At 47.3% G+C, this 21,861-nt stretch carries 21 protein-coding genes and 1 riboswitch; of the genes, 6 read left to right on the forward strand and 15 right to left on the reverse strand.

Features of this window, described 5'->3' with window-relative positions; genetic code table 11:
* Nucleotides 1–4 precede the first annotated feature (4 nt).
* From IEY34_RS06760 to IEY34_RS06770, 3 genes are all read left to right on the forward strand, one after another.
* Nucleotides 5–2,251 carry an FAD-dependent oxidoreductase gene (locus tag IEY34_RS06760; RefSeq protein ID WP_189009459.1) on the forward strand — a complete coding sequence of 749 codons (2,247 nt, stop codon included), beginning with the start codon at nucleotides 5–7 and terminating at the stop codon, nucleotides 2,249–2,251.
* Between the two features lie 64 nt (nucleotides 2,252–2,315).
* Nucleotides 2,316–2,395, forward strand: a riboswitch (ZMP/ZTP riboswitch).
* Between the two features lie 60 nt (nucleotides 2,396–2,455).
* On the forward strand, nucleotides 2,456–3,301 hold the full coding sequence (locus IEY34_RS06765; RefSeq protein ID WP_189009462.1) for a bifunctional 5,10-methylenetetrahydrofolate dehydrogenase/5,10-methenyltetrahydrofolate cyclohydrolase: 846 nt from the start codon (nucleotides 2,456–2,458) through the stop codon (nucleotides 3,299–3,301).
* 131 nt (nucleotides 3,302–3,432) lie between these two features.
* On the forward strand, nucleotides 3,433–3,612 hold the full coding sequence (locus IEY34_RS06770) for a hypothetical protein (RefSeq protein WP_189009465.1): 180 nt from the start codon (nucleotides 3,433–3,435) through the stop codon (nucleotides 3,610–3,612).
* A gap of 274 nt (nucleotides 3,613–3,886) precedes the next feature.
* Here IEY34_RS06770 and IEY34_RS06775 read toward each other — a convergent pair whose 3' ends face one another.
* The 7 genes from IEY34_RS06775 to IEY34_RS06805 form a co-directional block, all read right to left on the reverse strand.
* Nucleotides 3,887–4,096: a hypothetical protein gene (locus IEY34_RS06775; RefSeq protein WP_189009468.1), complete on the reverse strand. Its 210-nt coding sequence runs from the start codon at nucleotides 4,094–4,096 to the stop codon at nucleotides 3,887–3,889.
* A 91-nt stretch (nucleotides 4,097–4,187) separates the two neighbouring features.
* Nucleotides 4,188–5,078: a M14 family metallopeptidase gene (locus IEY34_RS06780; RefSeq protein WP_189009471.1), complete on the reverse strand. Its 891-nt coding sequence runs from the start codon at nucleotides 5,076–5,078 to the stop codon at nucleotides 4,188–4,190.
* Between the two features lie 121 nt (nucleotides 5,079–5,199).
* Nucleotides 5,200–6,009: a glutamate racemase gene (gene racE / locus IEY34_RS06785; protein ID WP_189009474.1), complete on the reverse strand. Its 810-nt coding sequence runs from the start codon at nucleotides 6,007–6,009 to the stop codon at nucleotides 5,200–5,202.
* Between the two features lie 110 nt (nucleotides 6,010–6,119).
* Entirely contained in the window at nucleotides 6,120–7,100 is a 981-nt protein-coding gene (locus IEY34_RS06790) for a polysaccharide deacetylase family protein (protein WP_189009477.1), read from the reverse strand.
* 85 nt (nucleotides 7,101–7,185) lie between these two features.
* Entirely contained in the window at nucleotides 7,186–7,605 is a 420-nt protein-coding gene (locus IEY34_RS06795) for a disulfide oxidoreductase (RefSeq protein WP_189009481.1), read from the reverse strand.
* Between the two features lie 405 nt (nucleotides 7,606–8,010).
* Nucleotides 8,011–9,171 carry a glucose 1-dehydrogenase gene (locus IEY34_RS06800; RefSeq protein WP_189009484.1) on the reverse strand — a complete coding sequence of 387 codons (1,161 nt, stop codon included), beginning with the start codon at nucleotides 9,169–9,171 and terminating at the stop codon, nucleotides 8,011–8,013.
* 16 nt (nucleotides 9,172–9,187) lie between these two features.
* Nucleotides 9,188–11,224 carry a glycoside hydrolase family 15 protein gene (locus IEY34_RS06805; RefSeq protein ID WP_189009487.1) on the reverse strand — a complete coding sequence of 679 codons (2,037 nt, stop codon included), beginning with the start codon at nucleotides 11,222–11,224 and terminating at the stop codon, nucleotides 9,188–9,190.
* Between the two features lie 170 nt (nucleotides 11,225–11,394).
* Here IEY34_RS06805 and IEY34_RS06810 point away from each other — a divergent pair, with 170 nt between their 5' ends.
* Both IEY34_RS06810 and IEY34_RS06815 read left to right on the forward strand, forming a co-directional pair.
* Nucleotides 11,395–12,063 (forward strand): helix-turn-helix domain-containing protein, encoded by a 669-nt coding sequence (locus tag IEY34_RS06810; protein WP_189009490.1) that lies wholly within the window; start codon nucleotides 11,395–11,397, stop codon nucleotides 12,061–12,063.
* Nucleotides 12,064–12,184: 121 nt separating this feature from the next.
* Entirely contained in the window at nucleotides 12,185–13,300 is a 1,116-nt protein-coding gene (locus IEY34_RS06815) for a phosphodiester glycosidase family protein (protein ID WP_189009493.1), read from the forward strand.
* A 58-nt stretch (nucleotides 13,301–13,358) separates the two neighbouring features.
* On the opposite strand, the gene IEY34_RS06820 is transcribed toward IEY34_RS06815, so the two are convergent.
* The 5 genes from IEY34_RS06820 to IEY34_RS06840 all read right to left on the reverse strand — a co-directional run bounded on the left by IEY34_RS06820 (nucleotide 13,359) and on the right by IEY34_RS06840 (nucleotide 18,281).
* Complete coding sequence (locus tag IEY34_RS06820) at nucleotides 13,359–13,724, reverse strand: YtxH domain-containing protein (RefSeq protein ID WP_189009496.1); 366 nt, start codon at nucleotides 13,722–13,724, stop codon at nucleotides 13,359–13,361.
* Nucleotides 13,725–13,738: 14 nt separating this feature from the next.
* Nucleotides 13,739–14,185: a DUF948 domain-containing protein gene (locus IEY34_RS06825; protein ID WP_189009499.1), complete on the reverse strand. Its 447-nt coding sequence runs from the start codon at nucleotides 14,183–14,185 to the stop codon at nucleotides 13,739–13,741.
* Between the two features lie 653 nt (nucleotides 14,186–14,838).
* Complete coding sequence (locus tag IEY34_RS06830) at nucleotides 14,839–16,941, reverse strand: methyl-accepting chemotaxis protein (protein ID WP_189009502.1); 2,103 nt, start codon at nucleotides 16,939–16,941, stop codon at nucleotides 14,839–14,841.
* Nucleotides 16,942–17,134: 193 nt separating this feature from the next.
* Nucleotides 17,135–17,767 (reverse strand): helix-turn-helix transcriptional regulator, encoded by a 633-nt coding sequence (locus IEY34_RS06835; RefSeq protein WP_189009505.1) that lies wholly within the window; start codon nucleotides 17,765–17,767, stop codon nucleotides 17,135–17,137.
* A gap of 82 nt (nucleotides 17,768–17,849) precedes the next feature.
* Nucleotides 17,850–18,281 carry a DUF86 domain-containing protein gene (locus tag IEY34_RS06840; protein WP_189009508.1) on the reverse strand — a complete coding sequence of 144 codons (432 nt, stop codon included), beginning with the start codon at nucleotides 18,279–18,281 and terminating at the stop codon, nucleotides 17,850–17,852.
* Nucleotides 18,282–18,553: 272 nt separating this feature from the next.
* On the opposite strand from IEY34_RS06840, the gene IEY34_RS06845 reads away from it, so the two are divergent.
* Entirely contained in the window at nucleotides 18,554–19,612 is a 1,059-nt protein-coding gene (locus IEY34_RS06845; protein ID WP_189009511.1) for an acyltransferase, read from the forward strand.
* A 14-nt stretch (nucleotides 19,613–19,626) separates the two neighbouring features.
* Here IEY34_RS06845 and IEY34_RS06850 read toward each other — a convergent pair whose 3' ends face one another.
* From IEY34_RS06850 to IEY34_RS37710, 3 genes are all read right to left on the reverse strand, one after another.
* Nucleotides 19,627–20,292 (reverse strand): tetratricopeptide repeat protein, encoded by a 666-nt coding sequence (locus tag IEY34_RS06850; RefSeq protein ID WP_189009515.1) that lies wholly within the window; start codon nucleotides 20,290–20,292, stop codon nucleotides 19,627–19,629.
* A gap of 160 nt (nucleotides 20,293–20,452) precedes the next feature.
* Nucleotides 20,453–21,229, reverse strand: coding sequence for an S-layer homology domain-containing protein (locus IEY34_RS06855; protein WP_189009518.1), 777 nt, complete (start codon nucleotides 21,227–21,229; stop codon nucleotides 20,453–20,455).
* A 286-nt stretch (nucleotides 21,230–21,515) separates the two neighbouring features.
* A complete protein-coding gene (locus tag IEY34_RS37710; protein WP_189009521.1) occupies nucleotides 21,516–21,842 on the reverse strand; it encodes a zinc-binding dehydrogenase in 327 nt (108 codons plus the stop codon).
* Nucleotides 21,843–21,861: the final 19 nt, after the last annotated feature.

Raw genomic sequence — 21,861 nt, forward strand, 5'->3', positions numbered from 1 at the left:
AGTTATGAAACAAGAAATCGTATCATCCGATATTACCGTAGTTGGCGGCGGTTTAGCAGGCGTTTGCGCGGCTGTTGCAGCAGCCCGATTAGGTCAAACTGTCTCTCTTGTTCAGAATCGTCCGGTACTTGGCGGAAACGCCAGCAGTGAAGTTCGCGTATGGGTATGCGGCGCCACTTCCCATGGTGTACACCGCAATGCGCGTGAAACTGGCATTATGGGCGAGTTGTTTGTCGAAAATCAGTACCGCAATATCGATGGAAACCCTTATATCTGGGATCTGATTGTGCTTGAAAAAGTGAAAGCAGAAAAGAATATTACACTTTTCTTAAATACAGATGTTCATGAAGTTGAAGCAGATGGGGATGAACACAGTCGTACGATCCGCTCCGTCACGGGCTGGATGATGGGATCTGAACGTCGGATTCGCTTTGACAGCCGCGTTTACCTCGACTGCACGGGGGATGGCCTTGTAGGGTTCTTGGCTGGCGCCAAGTTTCGTATTGGCCGCGAGGCCCAAGAGGAATTCAACGAAGAATGGGCTCCGCTTGTCCAAGATGACATCACGCTCGGAAGTACGCTGTTGTTCTACACAAAGGATGCTGGCCGTCCGGTTAAATATATCGCACCTAGCTTCGCCAAAGATATCACGCAGACTTCAATCCCCATGAAACGTGTCATTCGCAGCGGGGATAATGGCTGTTCGTATTGGTGGATTGAATGGGGCGGTGAACTGGATACTGTTCATGATAATGAACGCATTCGCGACGAGTTGTCCTCCGTTATTTACGGGATATGGAATTACATCAAAAATTCCGGTCAATTCGACAGCGACAATCTCACGCTCGAATGGATCGGTTCCTTGCCAGGCAAGCGGGAATATCGTCGTTTCGTTGGGGACTACGTGCTGAATCAGAACGATGTTATCGCCCAGGAACTGTTCGCTGACCGCGTTGCTTTCGGCGGTTGGTCCATTGACCTGCATCCGCCGCAAGGCATGTATGCCACAGTGAGCGGCTCCAAGCATATGCATATGGATGGCAGCTACCATATTCCGTTCCGCTCCCTCTACTCCGTCAACGTGACGAATATGTTGATGGCTGGACGCAACATCAGCGCGTCCCACGTGGCCTTCGGCACTACGCGCGTTATGGCAACCTGCGCTGTCATCGGCGAAGCCGCCGGCACGGGAGCCGCGCTTTGCGCGGCGAAGGGCATCTCGCCTCGCGAGCTGCACGACGGCCACCTGGGCGAGCTGCAGCAAACGCTGCTGCGCCAGGATGCTGCTGTGCTCGGCGTGAAGAACACGGATGCAGCCGATCTCGTGCGCAGCGCTGCCGCCGTGAGCGCCTCCAGCACGCTGACACAGCTTGCACTGGAGCAATCTGCGTCTATCCTGTCATTGGATAAACACGTTGCTTTACTCTTGCCGGTAGATCCGTTCATAGAAGGCGTAGAACTGCTCTTAGACGCTTCCGAAGCTACTGAGCTGACTGTTGAGCTTTGGAGCACAGGAAAGCCGCAGAACTACGTTCCAGCAAGTCTGGTGAGTTCCATCCAAGTTGCCGTCCCGCAGGGAACACAGCATTGGGTGAAGGCTCCGCTTGCGTGGCACCCAGAAACGGCGCAGAATGCTTTTATTATTCTGAAAAACAATCCCGCTGTTTCTGTTCATCAATCCGCCCAACCGCAGACTGGGGTCCATTCATTCGCCTACGGCAGCGAGAAGTCGGCTGATTTCGGCGATATGCATCATCACCAGCCCGTGGTGGACTGGCGTCAGTACCAATTCGTTCGAAGCCCTATCTGTTTCCGCTTGCTCTCGCCTACGAAGGCATTTACACCGGATAAAGCTGCTGATGGCTATAAGCGTCCTTATGGCGGACCTCATGCATGGTCATCAACTTCCTTACAAGTCTCCGAGCCCCAATGGCTTGAAGTGAGCTGGACAGAAGCTGTCCACATTCAGAGCGTGCATCTTACATTCAATGATGATGTCAATGAAGATTTGATTAACCTGCACCATCATCGAACCGATTTTGAAATAATCCCGGAACTCGTTAAATCTTATAAACTACAAGCATTCACGAGTGGTGAGTGGACTACCGTAGCAGAAGGAACTGACAATCACACTCGGCATCATGTTCATGTGCTGACAGCCCCTGTGACAACGGATCGAATCCGTGTTCTCATTGAGGCTACGAATGGCTCTGAGCGAGCTGAAATCTTGGAAATTCGCTGCTATACTTAATATGGATGATCTAGATGCTAAGCTTGCGTTTTATTGGGCCTACGATTATGATAAAAATAATTGAAAGTTAATGTGTAACTGGCGGAACATGGATATCCATGGGGAAGCACATTGATGCATATGCCGTACGCCTGGGCAGAGGTAAGGGGAGTCATCCCCTTGCCTCTTTGTGTTTTTATCATCCATTCGAAGGGTTGTGGCAAGATGAATTCAGACAAATTGTTATTGGACGGTACCCGCGTTGCCCATCAGATCCAACAAGATTTAGCCATTAGAGTCAGCCAATTAGCGGCAAAAGGCATCCAGCCTTGTCTGGTCACCATCCTGGTTGGTGATGATCCGTCTTCGGAAACCTATGTGCGCATGAAAGGCAATGCCTGCCGCCGCTTAGGGATTCAATCCAGACGCATTCATCTCGCGCAAACGACGACAACGGAAGAGCTTATTGCCGTCATCCATGAAATGAACCAAGATTCCTATGTTCACGGCATTCTGTTACAGCATCCGGTTCCGCCTCAAATTGACGAAAGAGCCGCCTTTGAAGCCATTAGCATTCATAAAGATGTGGATGGCGTTACGATGCTGGGCTTTGCGCAAAATGCTTTTGGCGAAGCAAGCTTTCCTTCCTGCACCCCTGCGGCGATCCTAGCCATACTGGATGATTATCAAATCCCTATCGAAGGCAAGCATGCCGTCGTTATTGGCCGCAGCCCCATTCTTGGCAAGCCTGTTTCCCTAATGCTTTTGAACCGAAACGCAACGGTCACCATCTGTCATTCCCGGACAGTCGGTCTCGATCATATCGTTGGATTAGCAGATATTCTTGTTGCTGCGGTAGGCAAACCAGCCTTTGTTCAAGGATCTTGGATCAAAGAAGGCGCCGTTGTCATCGATGCCGGATACAATTCAGGGAATATCGGCGATGTCGATTATGAGGCCTGTCTCACGAAGTCGAGTGCGATTACACCTGTTCCAGGCGGCGTAGGTCCGGTAACCATAGCCATGCTGCTCAAGCACACCGTGGATGCGGCCGAAAAGGTAGGCCAGTAACCATCGTGCGACATTATTTTCTTTATAAAATAGGTCTTAATAACCCTTGTTTAACCTGACATGATATGTTATATTAAAAGTGCGACAAATCAAGGTTTTCACTTCAAAAAGTTGACATAGGAGTGATGAAAATGGGCCAAAAATCCATTCAAATCTCGCAAGGCGAAGAAGTTATTCGCGTAGAGATGACTGTTAAGGAAGCGCTTGCTTTAACGGGAGCCAAATTTAGTCAGAACCACAAGCTAGAAACAGATGCCATCAAGAAGCTGAAACAAACATTGGAAGACAAGCTGCTCACTCCCAACCATTAATTGTATAGATCTATTCGGCTTATCGTCCTGACTAACGATGTATATCGTCTGGTCAGGGCTTTTATTTTTTATCGTATCAAATCCATTCGAATGCTCATAATAATCTCGCACTCCCAAAACGTACTCAAGAGGTGAAACACAATGTCTGAAGGTCATAAACAACAAGGACAAAGCAGCAAAAACACAACAACACGCACTCAGGATCAGAAAAGTGGAAAAGGTCATAAATAAGCGAAAAGTCCATGCCTCCTTTTGGGAAGCATGGACTTTTTCATTAATTTAATTTGCGTCTTGTCAAAATGCACGGAACCCCTTTACCCACAGCCCCTGGCTGAGACATTAAAGATAAATAATGAAGTCCTCTTGTGCAAGGTGTCTTGCAAACGGCGCATGTCGATGATTCTACCATTCTCATCGTGTACTGCGCTCTGGATGACAGTACCTTCTTCTTGGATACCTTGCCCTTCCCTTTAGGTGGTGCCATATTCACGCCTCCCAACAATTTCCTCCCTTCAGTATATGAAGCTTGGTCGGAACGGTTCTTGGGGGGGCAAGGTCAAGTTCAAGCTACTTGTCTACCGACTGACAGCTTGCAAATCTAAAGCAGTTAATAGAATCGGCACAATTTCTGAATAGAGGGAAGAAAATGTTTCTATTGGCAGGGGATTCTCCCCACAGCCGACTTCAATCGTGAAACCGGGCTTGCGAAACTGTTGGATATACCAGTCCTTGTAGCCTGCGTCACTATCTGTCAGCTTAACAGCTTTATAATTGCTTGCGAGCGACAATCGCTCTGCATAGGATTCAGACTCTGGCGGTTCATAGCCGCGGTAATTCCAATATATTTCTCTACCTTGCGTATGTAATGCCAAGACGAGTTCAAAAGCGTGATTCTCCGTAAACTGAGCCATCGCTAAAGCCTCCGGCTCAGTCAGTGGGGCTTCCCCGCCGTAATCCCGCTCCCCCGGTCCCAATTGACCTCTGCGGGCAGCCTCATCTTCCCAATGTGCCGGGAACTGGTCATTCAAATCTACCCCGCGGATATTCGCTTTCCAATTGCTGAAATCCAAGCTGTCGCCGTTCCACTCCAACAGTATCTCACGGTACGGATGATCTTCCGTGACCCCTTGTAGAACGAGATCCACGCCATCGGGGTTCACCATCGGGACTATCCATAAGGAATATTCGGCAAGAAGCCGTCTAATATTGCTGCCCTGCCAAGCCGTACCTCGGGCGTAAGCACAAGCCAGATCCTCCACAAACTGCATCAGCAGCGGCGTCGTAATCCATTCATTCGCATGAAACGCTGCATTCATATGCAGTTCTCTCGCTCCCGCGCCAATTCGCAGCGCAGGGATGCGTTTCCCCATAACACTTTCACCAATCATTTCAAAATGCAGGAAAGGATATATCTTGCCAAGTCGATTCAATTCCTCCCAAAGTGTTGCATATCCGTATCCTAACATATGACCACCTCACAGCTCAGTTATCTACTTCGTAGGATATGAATATGCCGTCAGCCTAAGAATCATGCGGCATCACCAACAAAGCAAAATAGACCCAATCGGGTCTATTTCGCTCGTTCAATTAAATAATCGTCGGCACCTGCCATACGACTGGTGTTATGGAGATCTGCTCTTTGAGCCAGCCTTCGGCAATTTTCTTGAAACGTTCAGGCTCACCGCTGCAGAAAAATTGATGAATCGGGAGGAATCCAGACGAAGCCAGTAAGTTCTGATGATAAAGGATTGTACTGATTTCTCTTGCAGTCTCGTCTGCGGAAGAAATCAACGTAACGTCCGGCCCCATGACACTTGAGATCGCTTCCGTCAGGAATGGATAATGCGTACAGCCCAGAATTAAACAATCCATAGGCTTTCCTGCCAACGGTCTAAGTGATTGTTCAACCACCTCTAGCGAGCGAGTAGGATCGAACATCCCTTGTTCAACGAAAGGCGCTAACAAAGGGCACGGCTGGCTATAGACCTGAATTTGCGGAGAAATAAGTCTTAACGCCTGTTCATAGGCTTTACTTCGAATCGTTCCATCCGTACCAATAACCCCGATAATTCCACTTTTAGTATGCTTGATGGCCGCTCTGGCGCCTGGCGAAATGACGCCAAGCACAGGAATTGATACGCGCTCACGGATATCGTCTATGGCAACTGCAGTCGCTGTATTGCAAGCGATAACAATCATTTTAGGATTAAATTGTACTAAATAGTCAACGATTTGTCGTGTGAATTTGCGCACTTCTCCGGCAGAGCGAGGACCATAAGGACTTCGTGCTGTATCTCCGAAATAAATGACTTTTTCTTGCGGCAGCTGTCTCATGACTTCTTTTACAACGGTTAATCCTCCGACTCCGGAGTCCAGTACGGCTATCGCTTGCTGCACACCTATCCGCTTCCTTTGCCGCTTAATGAATTACGGAACCACTTGGATAGAATATGAACGTACAAGCTGAAAGGTACCTGGGTGAAGTAATCGGTTTTCTGGTCTGTCCCCTATTTTTTGGACTCGAGCTCATTCACAAGGCCGAATTCGTAGCCTTTCTTCTTAATCTCTTTGCAAATACGAGCTAGCGCCTGCATATTTTCCTCAGAGCCCTGATGCATCAAAATCACATTGCCATCGTGCAAATTGTTCATAATGTCATTGTAAGGATCCTCAGCTCCGTTCGCTCTTGGTTCCCAATCGCGCATGGCTGTGGACCAGAAGACAGACGTATAGCCCATACTGGATACTAAGCTAAGGTTGTGCATATTGTAACTTCCAAAAGGGAAGCGGAAATATTTCTCGACTTCTTTCCCTGTCAATTGTTTGTATAAAGCTTCAAAATCCGTTATTTCCTTACGAATCTGATCATCGCTCAGCTCATTGAAATCTTTGTGCGTCATTGTATGGTTGGCAACGAAGTGACCGTCAGCAACAATCTTTTTCAAATAATCAGGATTTTTCTTGATGTTGTTTCCTGAAATAAAGAAGTTGGCTTTCACACCATTTTCTTTGAGTGATTTCAGCATGAGATCGACCTCGATCAAAGGACCACCTGCATCGATCGTTAAGTAGACTTTTTTACCGGTGCCCACCCATACGGCTTTCTGATCTGCGGTGAATGATTTCGTTTCTTTCGGAAAATCGGGCACTTGCCCTGTTTTCTTTTTCATGTAGTACCAAGAATAAGGAACCTTCTCGGCTGCTGACGGCTTGGGATTCGTACCTACGACAGATGATTTTGGAGTAGCAGTTGGCACAGGTGTTGCCGTTGACACGGGCGATGGCGTTGGGGCAGTTGTAGCTTTAGGTGTCGGCACAGGTGTTGCCGTTGGTTTACTTGTAGGTGTTGGCGTTGCAGCTGCCGTTGCTTGCGGCGTTGCCGTTGGAATTGGACTTGAAGCTGTGGGGAGCAGGCTTTTGTCTGCACAGCCGATCAATGTAGCACTAAAAAGGATCAGCAGTGCAGCGCTTTTAGTAATTGGCTTCATGAGAGCACCTCGTTATGGAATGAAATTGCTCATTCTCATTTCGACAGCACCAGACAAATTACCTGCCTATTCGGAAAAAAACGTCTTATTTCGTGGCGCGATACGTCAAATATTGGAGGATGCTGATCAGGATAAAAGCTGTTCCAGCAAGCATCGGAATTGTAATAAATCCAAGCCAATTCAAGTAATCCACATCACAAGGAACAGGGCCGCAGCCCGTAGCTGATTCATGAAAAACACCTGATTGCAGCAAGACGTGATAAATGGAGATACAAGCTCCCCAGATCGTCAAAGGCAGAACATAAATCGTTAGCTTATAGTCTCTGCGCACAGCAGCAATCCCCAAAATAATCGCAAGAGGATACATAAGAATGCGTTGATACCAGCATAATTTACAAGGTAAAAAATGCATAATCTCAGAAAAATACAGACTTCCCAAAGTAGCAATTAAAGCAATGAGCCACGAAATGTGCATCCCATTATCTCTTAACCATTTATTCGACATCAATATTCGTCCTCCCCTTCCCCCTTATTATAGAAAATTATAGAAAAGAAGTCTAACATAACATGTTACTCTCAAAATGGGTTAGCTGCGGATCACGCTTTCGATTTGGAGGGATCGTAAGGGAACTCTAGGACGCTATTTGGTCAAAAAGCAGGGATGCGAGGGTATTAGCGGAACTACAGGGCCTTATTTCCGTGAAAAGCGCTGAATTTCCCATGAAATAGCAAAATAGCAGACTGTAGTTCCCTCACCCCCGCGATATGGGCACTTTTGGCTAGAATAGCGGACTGTAGTTCCCTTACCTCCCCGCGAGGCAGCTGGCGTATCTCTGCGATCACTCCAAAACATAAAAAAGCGGCACGCGGGCATCCTTCTGCCCACTAGCCGCCACGTACAACCACTCACTTATACCGAGAAACTATAGGCTACTTCATTCGTTTGTTCCACAAGGCCACGCCATTGTTCCACAGGAACCAGGTCAACCACCGCCTTAATCTCGATGGTGGCAAAATCAAGCTGCGGCACGGCGTCCAGATCCATACGGTTGGTGACCAACCGATTCAGCCAGCCGGGGTACTGCTTCTCCATCTGCTGCAGGCGGTAGATGGCGGTTTCAAAATCTTTGCGCGCTGCGTTCACTGAACCCAGCACGCATTTGTTCTCCAGCACCATGCTCTGATTGAGCATGTCGGATGAAATCTCCAGCTGCCGATCAGCTGGCGTAACCCCCAGCAGCGCCAACACACCGTTGGGCGCTAGGATAGACATGGCCTCGAAGGCAAGCGGGCTGTAGCCCGTACATTCGAGAATGAAATCCAGCGGCTTGCCGATGCTCTCGGCATAAGCCGTCAAAGTCGCGGCGCTGCCTGCTGCGCCGGCCTGCTGGTACGAGCCGCCGATGTCCTTCACAAGCTGCGCTTGCAGACTGTCCTGTGGCGACATCGACCACACCAACACCTCAAGCCCCAGCAGCCGGCAGGTGATCGCGGCGAGCAGCCCCAAGGGCCCTGAGCCGAGAACCAGTGCTCTCTGCGGCTCCCAGATCAGGCGCTGCTGGACGCGCAGCACCTGGTCCCATACTTTCTCGACGATGCTTTGCGGCTCGACGAGCATCCCGTGCTGCAGCAGGTCCACGGGAACCTGCACCAAGTATCGGCCTTCCTCCTTGTAGAACTCGGAGAGGAAGCCGTTGGCTCCCTTGATGCCGCGTTCCACATACTCGCCCGTCTGACAGAAGTCCGAGTGACCGTTGCGGCAATTCACGCAGCGCTGGTTGCGGCAGGGCCGCCTCACAATCGCGGTCACCAGATCCCCCTTGCGGAAGCCGCTGTCTGCCCCTGCCTCCATCACAACGCCAAGCGACTCGTGTCCGGTCGTTAAGTCATCCTCGCCTTCCGGCGGCACGCCATATTTCTCTTTTACTATTTCTTTATCCGTCCCATCCAGCCCTACGGCCAGCACCTTGACAAGCACTTCCTGCGGATGCGCTAGCGCTGGGTCCGGCATTGTTTCAAGGACAATCGAAGGGGTCCCCTGCCGAACATTTTTGACTCGTACTACTCTCATCACTGATTCCTCCCAGCTAGTGAATAACGGGTTCCAGCACTTTATCCTCACTTGCGTCAATACTTGACTTGGGGCTATTGGAGGTCAACTGCTTGAGCTTGGACAAATATTCTTGTGCAACTTTGATATAAGAAGCATGCGACCATGTCAGCGGCGATACGGACATTGGCTCTCCGGTATATGGTTGTACTTGTTCAGCCATAACGCCAGATGGCAAAGCATGCTTGATCGCCCAGCGCATTAAATCCTCGGCTTCTACCAGATCTTGAACCGTTTGCGCTGACGCAACAAGCCACTCTGCGTACCAAAGCGTACAGATGAACCATGGATTTCCGGGAACTTGCGAAATATCATTCGTAACCTGATGATAATAGTCGTTCTCATAACGGGCGATACCCCCTATATCGGTATGTACCCACAGCTTTTCTTTCAACAACTGCATCGTAGCAATGAGCCGCGGGTCACCCAATTCAAATAACCCAAAATCAAATAAGGCATACATGCTCATATCCATCGTATAGTCCGGTATATACTTATTTTCCTCATAGCTCCAATATAAGGCCCTTAGGAAGCGATTCTGTTCGGGTGCAAAAAGCTGCTGCTCAGCTGCTTTCTTCACCAATTCAGCGATATCAGCATAATAAACAGCACGAGCTTTATCTTGGTGAAACTCGGCGAAGCGCGCTGCTGCAACCAGCCCTGCATAAACGGAAGAGACCGTGAATGCCAGAACCCCATAACGCTCTTCCCACAGGTCATAGGAAGGCAATGGGAGGCCTGAGGCATCTCGGTAATGAACGAGAAAGTCGGCCGTCGGCTTCACGAATTTCTCATAATCCTCGCGGGATTGCTCCAACGTTCCGGCCAGCTTATGATGATGCCACAGCGTATATAGAACCAGTGCCGTCTCATCTTCTTGAATCGCCAGCTGTTTCTTGCCTTGCCCATCTACCCACGGATGCCAGCTGGAACCAACCGAACTGTCCGGGTTGTATTTATGCATCAAATAGCCTTCTGGTGTAAGCACTCTGATACAGAAGTCAAAAAACTTTCTGGCCAAATCATGATAGCCTGCCCGGTCAAGCGCATGCGACACCAAAGCACCATCGCGGGGCCACATATACGAATACGTATCTTTGGCAAATTTCAAAATGTCAGAATCGTTCGCGGCAATGATAGCCCCCCGATTGTCGATATTCGTTCTGGTAATCAACAAACATCGCTTATAAAAGGTGGCCAAATCTGGCTTGAGCAGCGACAGCTGATGCGGGTCTTGATTGACCCATTTGACCCAATGATCGTGTGTGCGCTGCAATAAAGTTTGGGGCTTCGCCGCCCTGAGCAGTCGCTCCAAGCGTTCGACCTCTTGCTTCGTTTTGCCAAAACAGATCCAGAACCAGGCCTCTTTCGTACTTTTAGCAGGGATTTTCAGCGTCATTTCGATAATGCCATCCACAGAGCCTTGCGCGATTGGATTTCCACCCAGGTGGCCATCTTCCGCATCACGCCAAGTGCCTTCCAAGCCATGAATCCCTTTTTGCCCTGTAGCATAACCGCTCGGCGCTGATTTCTCTTGATCGGGCGAGTAGCAGGATAACGACATATAGCGATGGCCTTTATAAAAGAGCAGCGATTGCAGTTCCGGATCATAATAAATCGTATCCCCGACACCATTTCCATAGATTTGCAAATCCAGATGGAAGTAGAGCTTGATCTCTCTTTCCGTGTCAAAGCGGTTTTCGATTTTCATTTTTCGCAAAAAAATATTTTGCTGAACGTCCACACCATCTCGTATATTAAAACTTAGACCTAATCTTTCGTGCACGCATTCCACGTTGGTAACTAAGGAATCTTCCAGGTACATCTGCTTTTTTGACACTTCAGGTTGATCGATCCAGAAGAATCCTTCAGGACTCCATATACCAAAATGTGAAAGATGATCACTAGATTGATTCTCTTGACCTACTAAAGGGTAATACATGTCACGAATATTATAAGCAGCATCATAATTAATGAGCACATTGCCATTTCCGATAGGTAAATCTCTTGCCATGCCATCAGCCTCTTTCCAAGATGTTGCTTCTAATTTACCAATTGATGCGTCTAAATATGCACGCTGCCCCTTGGAGTAGGAATTTGAGGAAAATAGCACCATTTCGTGCCTTAATCATTTTCATTTCACGCAAACTCAATTACAATATGATACATATGGAGGGATTCATTATGAAACAATTAGAAGGATTCGGAAAGTTTTTGGAAAGTTTGCGCGGTAAAATGTCCTTGCGAGAAGCAGCCCACAAAAGCGGGCTTTCGCATGCCTATATCAGAGACCTTGAATTAGAGCGCAACCGTTCGACGAATGAGAAAATCAATCCATCACCAATCACGTTGAAGAAGCTGTCGGATGCCTACAACATTTCCTACACAGACTTAATGTCGAAAGCCGGATATCTTGAAAATGAACAAGAACCTAAAGCTGAATCTGGCGAACAAGATCAGGTTGAGATGGCGGATACTTTATTTATCGAAGTAAGCACCAAAGAAATGATCTACCATACACGCCTTGGTCAATTGAGCCGAAGCGTGAATTCCTTACTCGATTTCAGTCATTTCCTGGATCAGTTGGAGGAGCAAGGATTTAAGAAAATGGATACGGACCTGTTCGTCAATTTGAATCATGTGCAGAAATATGTGGAACGAGAAGGCAAGCTTTACTTCGATCCACTGGGCGTAGGCAAATATGTCGTCATCGCGGCGATTCGTCAGAAGAAATATCACGATCTGCTCATTCGCAGCGTCGCCCGCAATACGGGCAAAGGTTTGGAATATCAATATGACCGAAATGCCAGTGCAACGGAATCGCGCTTCTCTTCTTTAAAATTCCCCAGCTAAAGAAAATTCGTAAAAGAAGGAGATAAGTTCAAGCAATCGTGGAACTTTTTCTCCTTTCTTTTCGTCTATTCAAGGGAATTAACATTTGATTTCTGTGGTAGAGAGGATTGGTAAATTAGACATGGCTGTCCAACAAACCGCCTCCGTGCAGTCACGCTTAACGAGTAAGCGAAGAAAAAGGTCTGCAGGAGCAAGCATTATCTTATATACATTTTTAACGTTATCCAGCTTTTCGGTTATCGGCTTATGTTGGTTCTTCCTGACTTCCTCCGGCTCCACTGTCCGATTAATGATGGCGGACACGTTAATCACAACCCAACACAGGGATTGGGCCAAATATTTAATTGGCTCCACGGAATTGCAGAAACGTGTGGAAGCCTACTGGAAACAATTTGATGAAATGGGCAATGAAAAGGATAAAGGGATTGTTCAAATCCAGCCCAGTCCCAATGTAAAAACGCCAGTTATTGAGAAGAAAGAATTGGTCAAGATTGAACCGATCTCAGGCACTAATTTCAAAGGCCAGCTTGTGACGATTTCGGATCCCAAAAAACTGCGGATTGCCGTTCCTGAGAAAGTCGGCAAAGGTGAGAAAGTCTCTTCCATGGTCAAACGAACCGGCGCAATTCTCGGCGTCAATGGCGGTGGATTCATCGATCCCAATTGGGAAGGCAACGGGTTTCAGCCCGAAGGAATCGTCATGTCCGGCGGCAAAATCTTTTATAATGACAAAGGTATGAATGGAACGGTGCAGGTCGTCGGGATTGATAAAGAAGGCCGCATGATTGCAGGCAAATATAAAGTATCCGAACTTGTTGAAATGGGCGTCAAGGAAGCTGTTTCCTTCAGTCCGCGGTTTATCGTCAACGGGGTTGGACAAATCAAAAGTCAAGCCGATGGATGGGGCATCGCGCCGCGAACGAGTATGGCGCAAACCAAAGACGGCTCAATTCTATTCGCCATCATTGATGGCAGGCAGAAACATAGCATCGGGGCAACCTTGTATGATGTGCAGCAAATTTTCCTTGCCCACGGCGCCGTCACTGCGGCTAATCTGGATGGTGGCGCATCCACCGTTCTCGTGCATAACAATGACATTATTAATAAACCTTCCAGCGAATATGGAGAACGTTACCTCCCGACTGCGTGGCTGCTTTATGACCATCCGGAATCGGCTCCTATCAAAAATGTTTGGGAAGGTTTGGATATCAGCAAAATTGACCCTTCGAAATGGTAAATATGCAAATAGCAAAAAGCCTCCAATCCGTGTGTTAAACGGATGTGGAGGCTTTTGTTTAGCGATTTCCTACGATAACCAAATCTTCTGCGGCTTCGGAAGCTGCGATATCATCGACGAAATCCGTATGCTTCGTTTCTTTCCATGAACGAACCGTTCCTACGACACTGGAAGCCGCATCTTTGGCTTTGCCTACTAGTTCTGTTGTTGTAGAGCTAACGCTCTTGGCAACGTCTTGTGTTTTTTGACCTACTGTACTGGCGATATGCACAGTCTTATCGCTTACGACTTGTGCTTGCCCCGCGATGTCGCTTCGAAGTTCACGACCGGATTTTGGCGCAAATAACAGCGCTGTTGCTGCTCCTAGTAAGCCGCCTACCACGGCTCCGATGAGGAGATCTTTTCCTTTTTTTTCATTGGACATGTGACATCCACTCCTTAATGGTCTGATTTGGCATTCCGATGCGCCTGCCATCTTTGCCACAGCTCGAAACCCGTCGTTGCCCACTCCATGGCATCTTGAATACGTTTGTGGTGGGTATTTACGACCCTTTCCGCACCATGAATCGATTCATTCATCACTTGTGAGGCTTTGCGAAGGACAGAAGCGACATCCCCTATAGAGGCTCCTGCCTTCCCGATGGATTGGATTGTTGGCTCTAGTGCCAGCACCTGCATGTGCACCTCTTCAGTAAGTTGCCCTGTTTGTTTAAAAAGTTGCTCGGCTTGCTCAGCTGTTGCCGCTGCCTGCTGTTTTATTTGAATAATAGCATCATGCACTTGACGAATCGCATGTGTTGCAGCTATCAACAAACGTACAGCAAAGGCAATAAGCAGAACAAAAGCAACTGCTGAACCCACAATACTGATTTCGATCCATGTCATATCGGGCACCTCCTGAGAGCTGTAAAACATGCGTGCTGCGTCTTGGCTTCTAGACGAATGCCTATGAATTAGTACAGTATAAGTAGCTGCTGCTTGTTTTGACACAAAAAAAACCAAAAAATTTTCAGGTGCTGACAGCGTGGATAAAAGATCTTGCAACCCTATGGAGGTCGAGGCCGGGAATTAGGCCTGGGGCTGTGATAGTGACCTAGCCTGCGGCTAGGTCGCCAAATCAATGCACCTTGAGGCAAGCCCAAGCCCCTTTACGAACTCAATAACCGTTATACGGCCAAAATCACTCATTCTGAAAATCTAATGAATGCCAGAACCGCTATATCAAGCAAACGTTCACCTTTACGCCTCAAATTTGCTCGATAGCGCCAATCCAGTTCACTAAATCCTCAAAGCAGCCTTTTTCTCGCCTATAAGAATCATACAGTTCATTAGATGCCGTATGAGACTATTGACTAGATTAGTGAACTGTAGTTCCAACCTGCGTAAGTAACGCTTTTCGCTAGAATATAGCAGCTTGAAGTTCCCTTATCTCTGTGCGAAGCAGCTGGGGTTATTCCTTGCCTTGATCATTACTACCAATGCTCATCATGCAAAAAAGGCCGCTCACAAGATAACCTTGTGAGACAGCCTTTCATCCATTACACTTTAAATCGGGCAAGTAAATCTACCAGTTCCTGTACAAGATGGCCCAAGGCCTCCGATGAAGCACTGATTTCTTCCATTGTGGCTAACTGTTCTTCGGAAGCTGCAGCTACATTTTGCGCATTGTGCGTTGAACTTCTTGCAATGCTTGCCAGTTGTTCCACTGTCGCCAAAACCTGCTCCGTGCTTGCTGACATTTGCTCTGACGCCGCTGAAACTTCTTGAATTTGTTGATGAACCTGTGTCATGTCCACTGTAATAGAGGCGAAAATCGCGCCGCTTTCGGTTACGACTTGAACACCCTTGGTTACTTCCGTTGTCCCTTGATCCATGCTTTTCACGGCTAACTTCGTATCTTCACTGATTTCACTAATTAATTCTGCGATTTGATGAGAAGCTGCGTTAGACTGCTCGGCAAGCTTGCGAACTTCCGCGGCTACCACGGCGAAGCCTTTGCCATGCTCGCCCGCTCTTGATGCTTCAATAGCTGCATTAAGCGCTAATAAGTTCGTTTGCTTGCTGATCCCGGAGATAACACCAATGATACTCCCGATCGCTTCCGAACGCTCACCTAGGCGGCGAATTACGATAGAAGTTTCTTCGACTTTCTCTTTCAAAAAGCCCATTTGGCGAACCGCCATTTGGATGTTGTCATTCCCTGCCGTTGTTTTGACTCTTACATCCTCTGTGGAGTCCGTCACGATCGCGGTAGATTCAGCAATTTTCTGAACACCGATTGCCATTTCCATCATTGCTCGTGCCGTTTCCTGCGCATCGATTAGTTGCGTCTCGGAGCCGCTAGCCATCTCCTGAATAGAAATCGCGATTGTTTCGGCGGCCCTACTTGTTTGTTCGGCACTGGCATTCAGTTCTTCCGACGTTGCGCCAACCGACATGGCATGCTCAGTCACTGTGTGAATCATCATACGCAGCTTGTCTACCATTGTATTAAACTGTTCCGACATCAGTCCGAACTCATCTCTGCCTTTGACCGTCAGCTTCTCGGTAAATTCGCCTTCCGCTAGCTTCACGGAAAGTCGGCTTACTGCTTGTATTGGACTCAGAACAAACATCCGAACAATAAGGAACATAATGACAGCCAGAATAATTAAAGCCGAAATCGCAATGATCAGAGAAAGGGTCAGTCCTTCGTTAAAAGCTTGCAAAATCGTTTGCTTGGAAATAACAGATTCCATATACCAAGCGTGATCTGAGCCGTCAAGTTGTATAGGCGTAAATAAGTGAAGATCCTCTCCGTTGCTTCCCTTCATATAAGAGGAACGTTCCCCTTTTTGAACACCTTCCCAAATGGCTGCTGCTTCCGGATTCTCGCTATAAGATTTGCTCACTTTCTCGGGTGAAGTTCCATTCGCAACATAGCTTCCAGCTGCCGAGACCATCGATGCGTAGCCGCCGAGTGGTTTTAGTTGTTCAATTTGCTTTTGCAAATCGCTAAGCGCCATATCCGCCCCTACGATGCCAAGGAAATTGCCCTGCTTGTCCATAATCGGCATAATCAATGAGGTAATTAAGACATCTTTCCCGCTGATGGGATATAGATACGGCTCAATCCACGTATTTTTTTTCGTCTTTTTGGCGATCTGATAGTAATCTCCTGCGCCTTCTTTTTCATAATCCAATAAGGGCTGGACATCAATTTTGTCATCAACTCTTACCACATAGGGAATGAAGCGGCCTGTGCTGTCGTCATAGGGCAGTTTTTTGATATTTGCTGCATCTTTCTTATCGAATGCATTAGGCTCCCACAGCGTATAAAAGGCTAACATCTTTTTATGCTCAACCAATTCCGCATTAAAAATCCGGACTACTTCCTCGCGTGTCAATGACTTGGAAGTACTTGCTTCTAGAACCACACTGCGAAGCGTCGACAAGGACGCAACGGTCTCATTCACCTGTTTCTGAAAGTTATTGGATACGGCTGACGAAGCCTCTTTCGCCTCCGATTCTCCCTGACTCAAGCTGGTGCTGTAGATTTGTTTGAGATTCACACCAATCAAGCTTCCAAAAGCTAAGAGAAGCACCAAACCAATCGCGACTCCTAATTTAAAAGACAATTTCCGGTTACGCAACCACATCATAATTAATCTCCCCACTCTCTATCTGCTGCTTTTAAATATTTATCGACAATTCGACAAAATTTTTGAATAGTCTTACGCAAAATAATTGGGTAAAAATAAGAACACAAATAAGCAGCTCCGGGTAATCGCAGATGCGCTATCGGTGTTCGCCAATAAAAAAATCATCCACTTGAGCATTACACTCCATGGATGACTATTTATTTTGCGTTATGATATATAAACATTTATTGCCGCCCTTGGCCAAGCATTCCGTTCGTTCCACATTGGCGTCAAGCAAATGCTGAAAAAGCGCTAGCTCGCATCGGCAAGCTTGTTGAAATACATTCGCCACTTGTGTAATCGGACAGTTATGCTCGCTGAACACAAACTCGCCTTCGTCTACCTGTGACCAATCCACCATATAACCATTCTCATTCTGAATGAGTGCAAGCTCAGCAACCCGTTGTTCTAAGCTCTTCTCTTGCATTCGTGCCTCATAGCGAGATTGAAGCTTCTCTTGTCTGCCTTCAAAAAGCCGATCTATTTTCTCATGACCTTCGCCTTCGAGCAATTCATCCAGTAAATCTATCGTTAGCTGCATATATTTCTTGGGAAATAATTCGTCAGCTAGCGGGGCTAATGTGTAAACATTCGTCGGTCTGCCCATCGCCTGCCGGACAAGCTTTGTTTCGAGCAAATCGTCTTTCTCCAAGGAATGAATATGACGTCTGACGGCCATTTCTGTTATCCCCAGCTGTTTGGACATGTCATGAACACTTAGAGGCCCTTGAGTCTTGAGCATAGAAAGAATCACTTTACGTGTGGATGTTTCAAGTGCTTGATTCATTGGCTCACCTACCCTCAGACTATCGTTAGAATCATTTTACAGCAACATAACCAATAAGTAAATTAAGAAACAACTATGTATGTTATTCCAATTCGTGCTTGATAAATGCGCTAACACTGGAAGCAAATTCCTCAAAAACCGCTGGCAATAGAGGGATTAGCGGATTTAAATCCTGACGATTCCATTCTGCATAATCTTGAACGAGCGGCTTCCTCAGCTTCACAAGCTGCAGCAGCGTTTCTTTCAATGGTTCCGAGTAAGCCCCTTCACCATGGACAATTTCGAGAATATCCTCATAACTGCTCGCATCTCGCAATATAAAAGCGTCAATTAGTAAACTTCCAATATCCGTCACCGTTTCGATAGCCAAATGAAGCACACGCTCTTGGGCAAGCTGCCAAACAAGATCATTCGTGTCGCGCTCCCACTGCTGTTTCAACTGGTTGCTAGCTTCTGCTAAAGAAGACAGAAACTGAATTCTTTGATCAATTTGTTCATGATTAATAAAGTACATACGGCTATCTCCGTCCTCTTTTACGCCATTTCGTCCAAATTACCATTGCAAAAAAAGTAATAATAACTAAAAACACTAACAATATCGCCTGCATGACATATTCATAGCTCATGTTCTTCACCCTCTTGACTTCTTGTTTCAATCTTCTCTCAGTGTATCGCGGGCAGCTAGGAAGCGTCAAGCAAGCAGCCTGACTCACCTGCTAAGGATGTTGTTGTCCTGTTAATTCTTTCATGATACAGTGAAAAAAGTGAAAAAAGGAGACTTCCCCAATGTTATCTAGACCCAAACTTCCAGAAATCGACATCGTACGCGCAATTGCAATCCTAGCTGTCCTGCTCATACACGGAACCTCTGGGGCGACTTTATTGCCTCTAGGCACCGTTTCTCAAGCTGTCTTCTTCACACTCAACCAGGCCAGTTTATTCACGGTTCCTTTGTTCATCTGGATCAGCGGTGTTGTCCTTTTCTACACCTACTACGACCGATGGGAGCCGGGCATGTCTCGTACTTTCTGGACGAAACGACTGCGTAAGATTCTGATTCCCTACGTGCTTTGGTCTATTTTTTACTATTTGTATAACCAGTTTATGTTTCACGGAACGATTCATTTCGATGTGATTTATGTCGTTAAACTATTGCTATCTGGAAATGCCAGCTATCATCTCTATTATATGGTCATCATTGTTCAGTTCTATCTCCTATTCCCATGGATGATGACGCTCGTAAAACGCTCAAATCGCATTCGTCGACTTTTAATCCCTCTAGGAATTGGCCTGCAAGCGGCAGGCTATAGCTTTCACCATTGGATTACGCCAATCCCTGAATATGCCTCTTTGTTTATCAGTTATACGGCATTATTCGCGTTCGGCGCTTTTATGGGGATTCATTATTCAGCCATCATCAACTGGGCCAATCAGTACCGAAGATGGATTTGGACCTTCGCGGTGCTGACTGGGACCACTTATACCGTACTGCTGCTTCTTCATCAATATAGCCTTATTTCTCTTGAAAATACCTGGTTTGAATTGGCGCTGCTTGCCTATTGTTTGGCTATGCCGCTATGCGTTGATCTGGGGGCGCGCCAATTGCTTGTGAAAGAAACCAGCCTAAGTCGTTTCGCCACCTCCATCGGCACGGCTTCTTTCGGAATCTACCTCTTCCATCCAGCCTTGCTGACACTCTGGGATCAAACCAGACCCGATCAGAAATCGTCGATTGGGCTGTATGATTGGCACACAATCGGCTCCATATTCATCGGGCTGATCGGCTCCTGGCTGATCGTGCTGCTTTATACGCGCATAGTTAATAAGAAGAACCTGAGGCGCTGAACCTCAGGTTCTTCCTATTTAAACCGCGCTAACAGCGCCCAACGCCGCTGCTGTCTGCGGCTGTAACGCGGCAAGCCGCGGTAAATATCGAGCGCCTCGCGATACGCGCGCTTGGCGTCTTCTGTACGACCGAGCTGCGTATACAGCTGACCGAGCCGGTAATAAGCTTCCACCGAGGAGGAATGCAGATCACGGAACTGCTCAATGAAGGCAGCCGCACGGCTCGGGTCCGCAGGAGCCAATGCCTCGCCTAATCGGAGGTAGGCTTCGCCGAATTTGACGCGCGGATTCAATTCTATAGCTTTGAGCATGAAGCTCTCGCCTTTGGCCAGATCCCCTAGTTTTAAATAACATAGACCTACTTCATAGTGGACATCCGCTGAATCTTCCATAATCTCTAAAGTTTGTTCCAAGTAGGGAAGTGCTTCACGATACTTTTTGCGTTCAAGTAAGATGCGTGCCAACTCCAGCTTCGCTGAGGTATTATGCTTGTTCGCATGCAAATCACTGCGCAGCCGTGCAGCCCGGCGGTTCAACTGGAACGGCTTAAAAATATTTGGCGTTAATCCGACAAATCTTCTATCTAACACATAGAGTATGATTAATAAGATTAGAAGGGCAATAAACGGATTGCCTACAAGACGCCATAACAAACCAAAAGCCAAAAATTTAAGTAACACAGTAAACTCTCCTTTCAATTTCCTAATACTACCATATTATGACGATATCAGTCATCCATTCCCTTTGATAAGCCTCCGCTTTTCTCTAAAAGCATATAAAATAACCCAGCCGGCGGCTAGGTTATCAAGTCAATTTGTACCTTGAGGTAAAACCAGCCCCCTATGGTTTCAACCCCAGCATTCGCACAATGGCTGCCACAGCTTCCGCCCTGGTCGTTAAGGCAGATGGGGCAAAATGATTGCCTTGCGTGCCGCCAAGGAGCTTATTTTTGCCCGAGATGACGGCCGCCGGTTTGGCCCAATCCGGAATGTCGGCATCGTCCGCATAATTCGTGGAAAGTCCTGCGGTAAGCGCATTACCCAATGCCTTCACGACCATGGAGATCATTTCGGCATGGGTAATGTTGGAAGTCGGATGAAAGGTCCCATCTGGATAGCCGCTGATGATTCCTAGTTTGACAGCTTGTTTCACTGCCTTTGCCGCCCAGTCCTCGATCGTGTTCGTATCGCCGAACGTAAGCGGGTCACCCTCCTGAACAGGTTTCAAGCCGTTCATAAGCATAACGGTAAATTCGGATCGCGTGATGCTTGCATCCGGTCTGAATGTAAAGTCAGGATAGCCGCTAGCCACTTTAAGCTCATAAGCGTTGGCAATCTCAGCGCTTGCCCAGTGTCCCTTCGTATCCGTAAAAGGGCTTGCTGTGACCCCCGTATCCGTGGGATCAGGCTTCACCGCAGTTCCTTCCGTGACAGTTATTTTACTCTGATCCGTAATCCCGGCATCAGCGCTTGCGGTAATGGTTACTGAACCGGGAATAAGCGCCTTAATATTCCCTTTGGCGTCTACAGAAGGGATGTTGGGATTGCTGCTTTTCCAGGCTACTTTCAAATTGGAGGCATAGCTTGGTGTGACGGAGGCCGTAAGCGTTCCGTTCATTTGTCTGCAGCAACGGATCTACTTTTATTTCCGCAGAAGCAGGCAGGGCAACAATTCCTACACTAAGTGCTAGTACGATTAAGCTGCCTATCAAGCGATGGTGAATTCACATAGAAAGCCCCCTTGGTTACCAATTAATTACATTCATTATTTCATGCCTCCTACTCATCTTCAATATGTCTTTCCACTTAATTGTGCGTCGAATTGTGCCGAAAGGATAGCGAAAGAACTTAAAAACAGCCTACACAGCTATCTTTCTAGCTATGCAGACTGTTTATTTTTCTTTTTATAATGTGATGACGACATTGCCTTTGTTATGTCCTTTTTCGACGTATCTATGAGCCTCGGCCATCTGTTCTAGCGGATAACGTCTATCTATGGCTGGCTTAATTTGATTCGCTTCGGCAAGCTCTCTGAGGAAGTTAAGATCTTTGATTTTTTGGCTTGAAGGCCGCAAACCTGTAGCCATAAACCGGACTTTCTGGCTGCCCAGCTGCCTCAGCAGTTTACAGTGCAAACCCTCATTCAACCGGTTAATTAACCGTGGGCGTGCGACAAATTTAGACCTAAGAGGAGGTATATAAAGTTTGGTTTTTAAAATTAGCATTGACATACGTCAATTATAATAATGT

This window comes from Paenibacillus marchantiophytorum (assembly GCF_014640555.1).
Taxonomy (GTDB): Bacteria; Bacillota; Bacilli; order Paenibacillales; family NBRC-103111; genus Paenibacillus_E; species Paenibacillus_E marchantiophytorum.

What these genes read in the sequence shown, in the direction of transcription:
- IEY34_RS06760 (WP_189009459.1), top strand. Translation starts at nt 5, where the DNA reads ATGAAACAAGAAATCGTATCATCCGATATTACCGTAGTTGGCGGCGGT.
- IEY34_RS06765 (WP_189009462.1), top strand. Translation starts at nt 2,456, where the DNA reads ATGAATTCAGACAAATTGTTATTGGACGGTACCCGCGTTGCCCATCAG.
- IEY34_RS06770 (WP_189009465.1), top strand. Translation starts at nt 3,433, where the DNA reads ATGGGCCAAAAATCCATTCAAATCTCGCAAGGCGAAGAAGTTATTCGC.
- IEY34_RS06775 (WP_189009468.1), bottom strand. Translation starts at nt 4,096, where the DNA reads ATGGCACCACCTAAAGGGAAGGGCAAGGTATCCAAGAAGAAGGTACTG.
- IEY34_RS06780 (WP_189009471.1), bottom strand. Translation starts at nt 5,078, where the DNA reads ATGTTAGGATACGGATATGCAACACTTTGGGAGGAATTGAATCGACTT.
- IEY34_RS06790 (WP_189009477.1), bottom strand. Translation starts at nt 7,100, where the DNA reads ATGAAGCCAATTACTAAAAGCGCTGCACTGCTGATCCTTTTTAGTGCT.
- IEY34_RS06795 (WP_189009481.1), bottom strand. Translation starts at nt 7,605, where the DNA reads ATGTCGAATAAATGGTTAAGAGATAATGGGATGCACATTTCGTGGCTC.
- IEY34_RS06800 (WP_189009484.1), bottom strand. Translation starts at nt 9,171, where the DNA reads ATGAGAGTAGTACGAGTCAAAAATGTTCGGCAGGGGACCCCTTCGATT.
- IEY34_RS06805 (WP_189009487.1), bottom strand. Translation starts at nt 11,224, where the DNA reads ATGGCAAGAGATTTACCTATCGGAAATGGCAATGTGCTCATTAATTAT.
- IEY34_RS06810 (WP_189009490.1), top strand. Translation starts at nt 11,395, where the DNA reads ATGAAACAATTAGAAGGATTCGGAAAGTTTTTGGAAAGTTTGCGCGGT.
- IEY34_RS06815 (WP_189009493.1), top strand. Translation starts at nt 12,185, where the DNA reads ATGGCTGTCCAACAAACCGCCTCCGTGCAGTCACGCTTAACGAGTAAG.
- IEY34_RS06820 (WP_189009496.1), bottom strand. Translation starts at nt 13,724, where the DNA reads ATGTCCAATGAAAAAAAAGGAAAAGATCTCCTCATCGGAGCCGTGGTA.
- IEY34_RS06825 (WP_189009499.1), bottom strand. Translation starts at nt 14,185, where the DNA reads ATGACATGGATCGAAATCAGTATTGTGGGTTCAGCAGTTGCTTTTGTT.
- IEY34_RS06830 (WP_189009502.1), bottom strand. Translation starts at nt 16,941, where the DNA reads ATGATGTGGTTGCGTAACCGGAAATTGTCTTTTAAATTAGGAGTCGCG.
- IEY34_RS06835 (WP_189009505.1), bottom strand. Translation starts at nt 17,767, where the DNA reads ATGAATCAAGCACTTGAAACATCCACACGTAAAGTGATTCTTTCTATG.
- IEY34_RS06840 (WP_189009508.1), bottom strand. Translation starts at nt 18,281, where the DNA reads ATGTACTTTATTAATCATGAACAAATTGATCAAAGAATTCAGTTTCTG.
- IEY34_RS06845 (WP_189009511.1), top strand. Translation starts at nt 18,554, where the DNA reads ATGTTATCTAGACCCAAACTTCCAGAAATCGACATCGTACGCGCAATT.
- IEY34_RS06855 (WP_189009518.1), bottom strand. Translation starts at nt 21,229, where the DNA reads ATGAACGGAACGCTTACGGCCTCCGTCACACCAAGCTATGCCTCCAAT.
- IEY34_RS37710 (WP_189009521.1), bottom strand. Translation starts at nt 21,842, where the DNA reads ATGTCAATGCTAATTTTAAAAACCAAACTTTATATACCTCCTCTTAGG.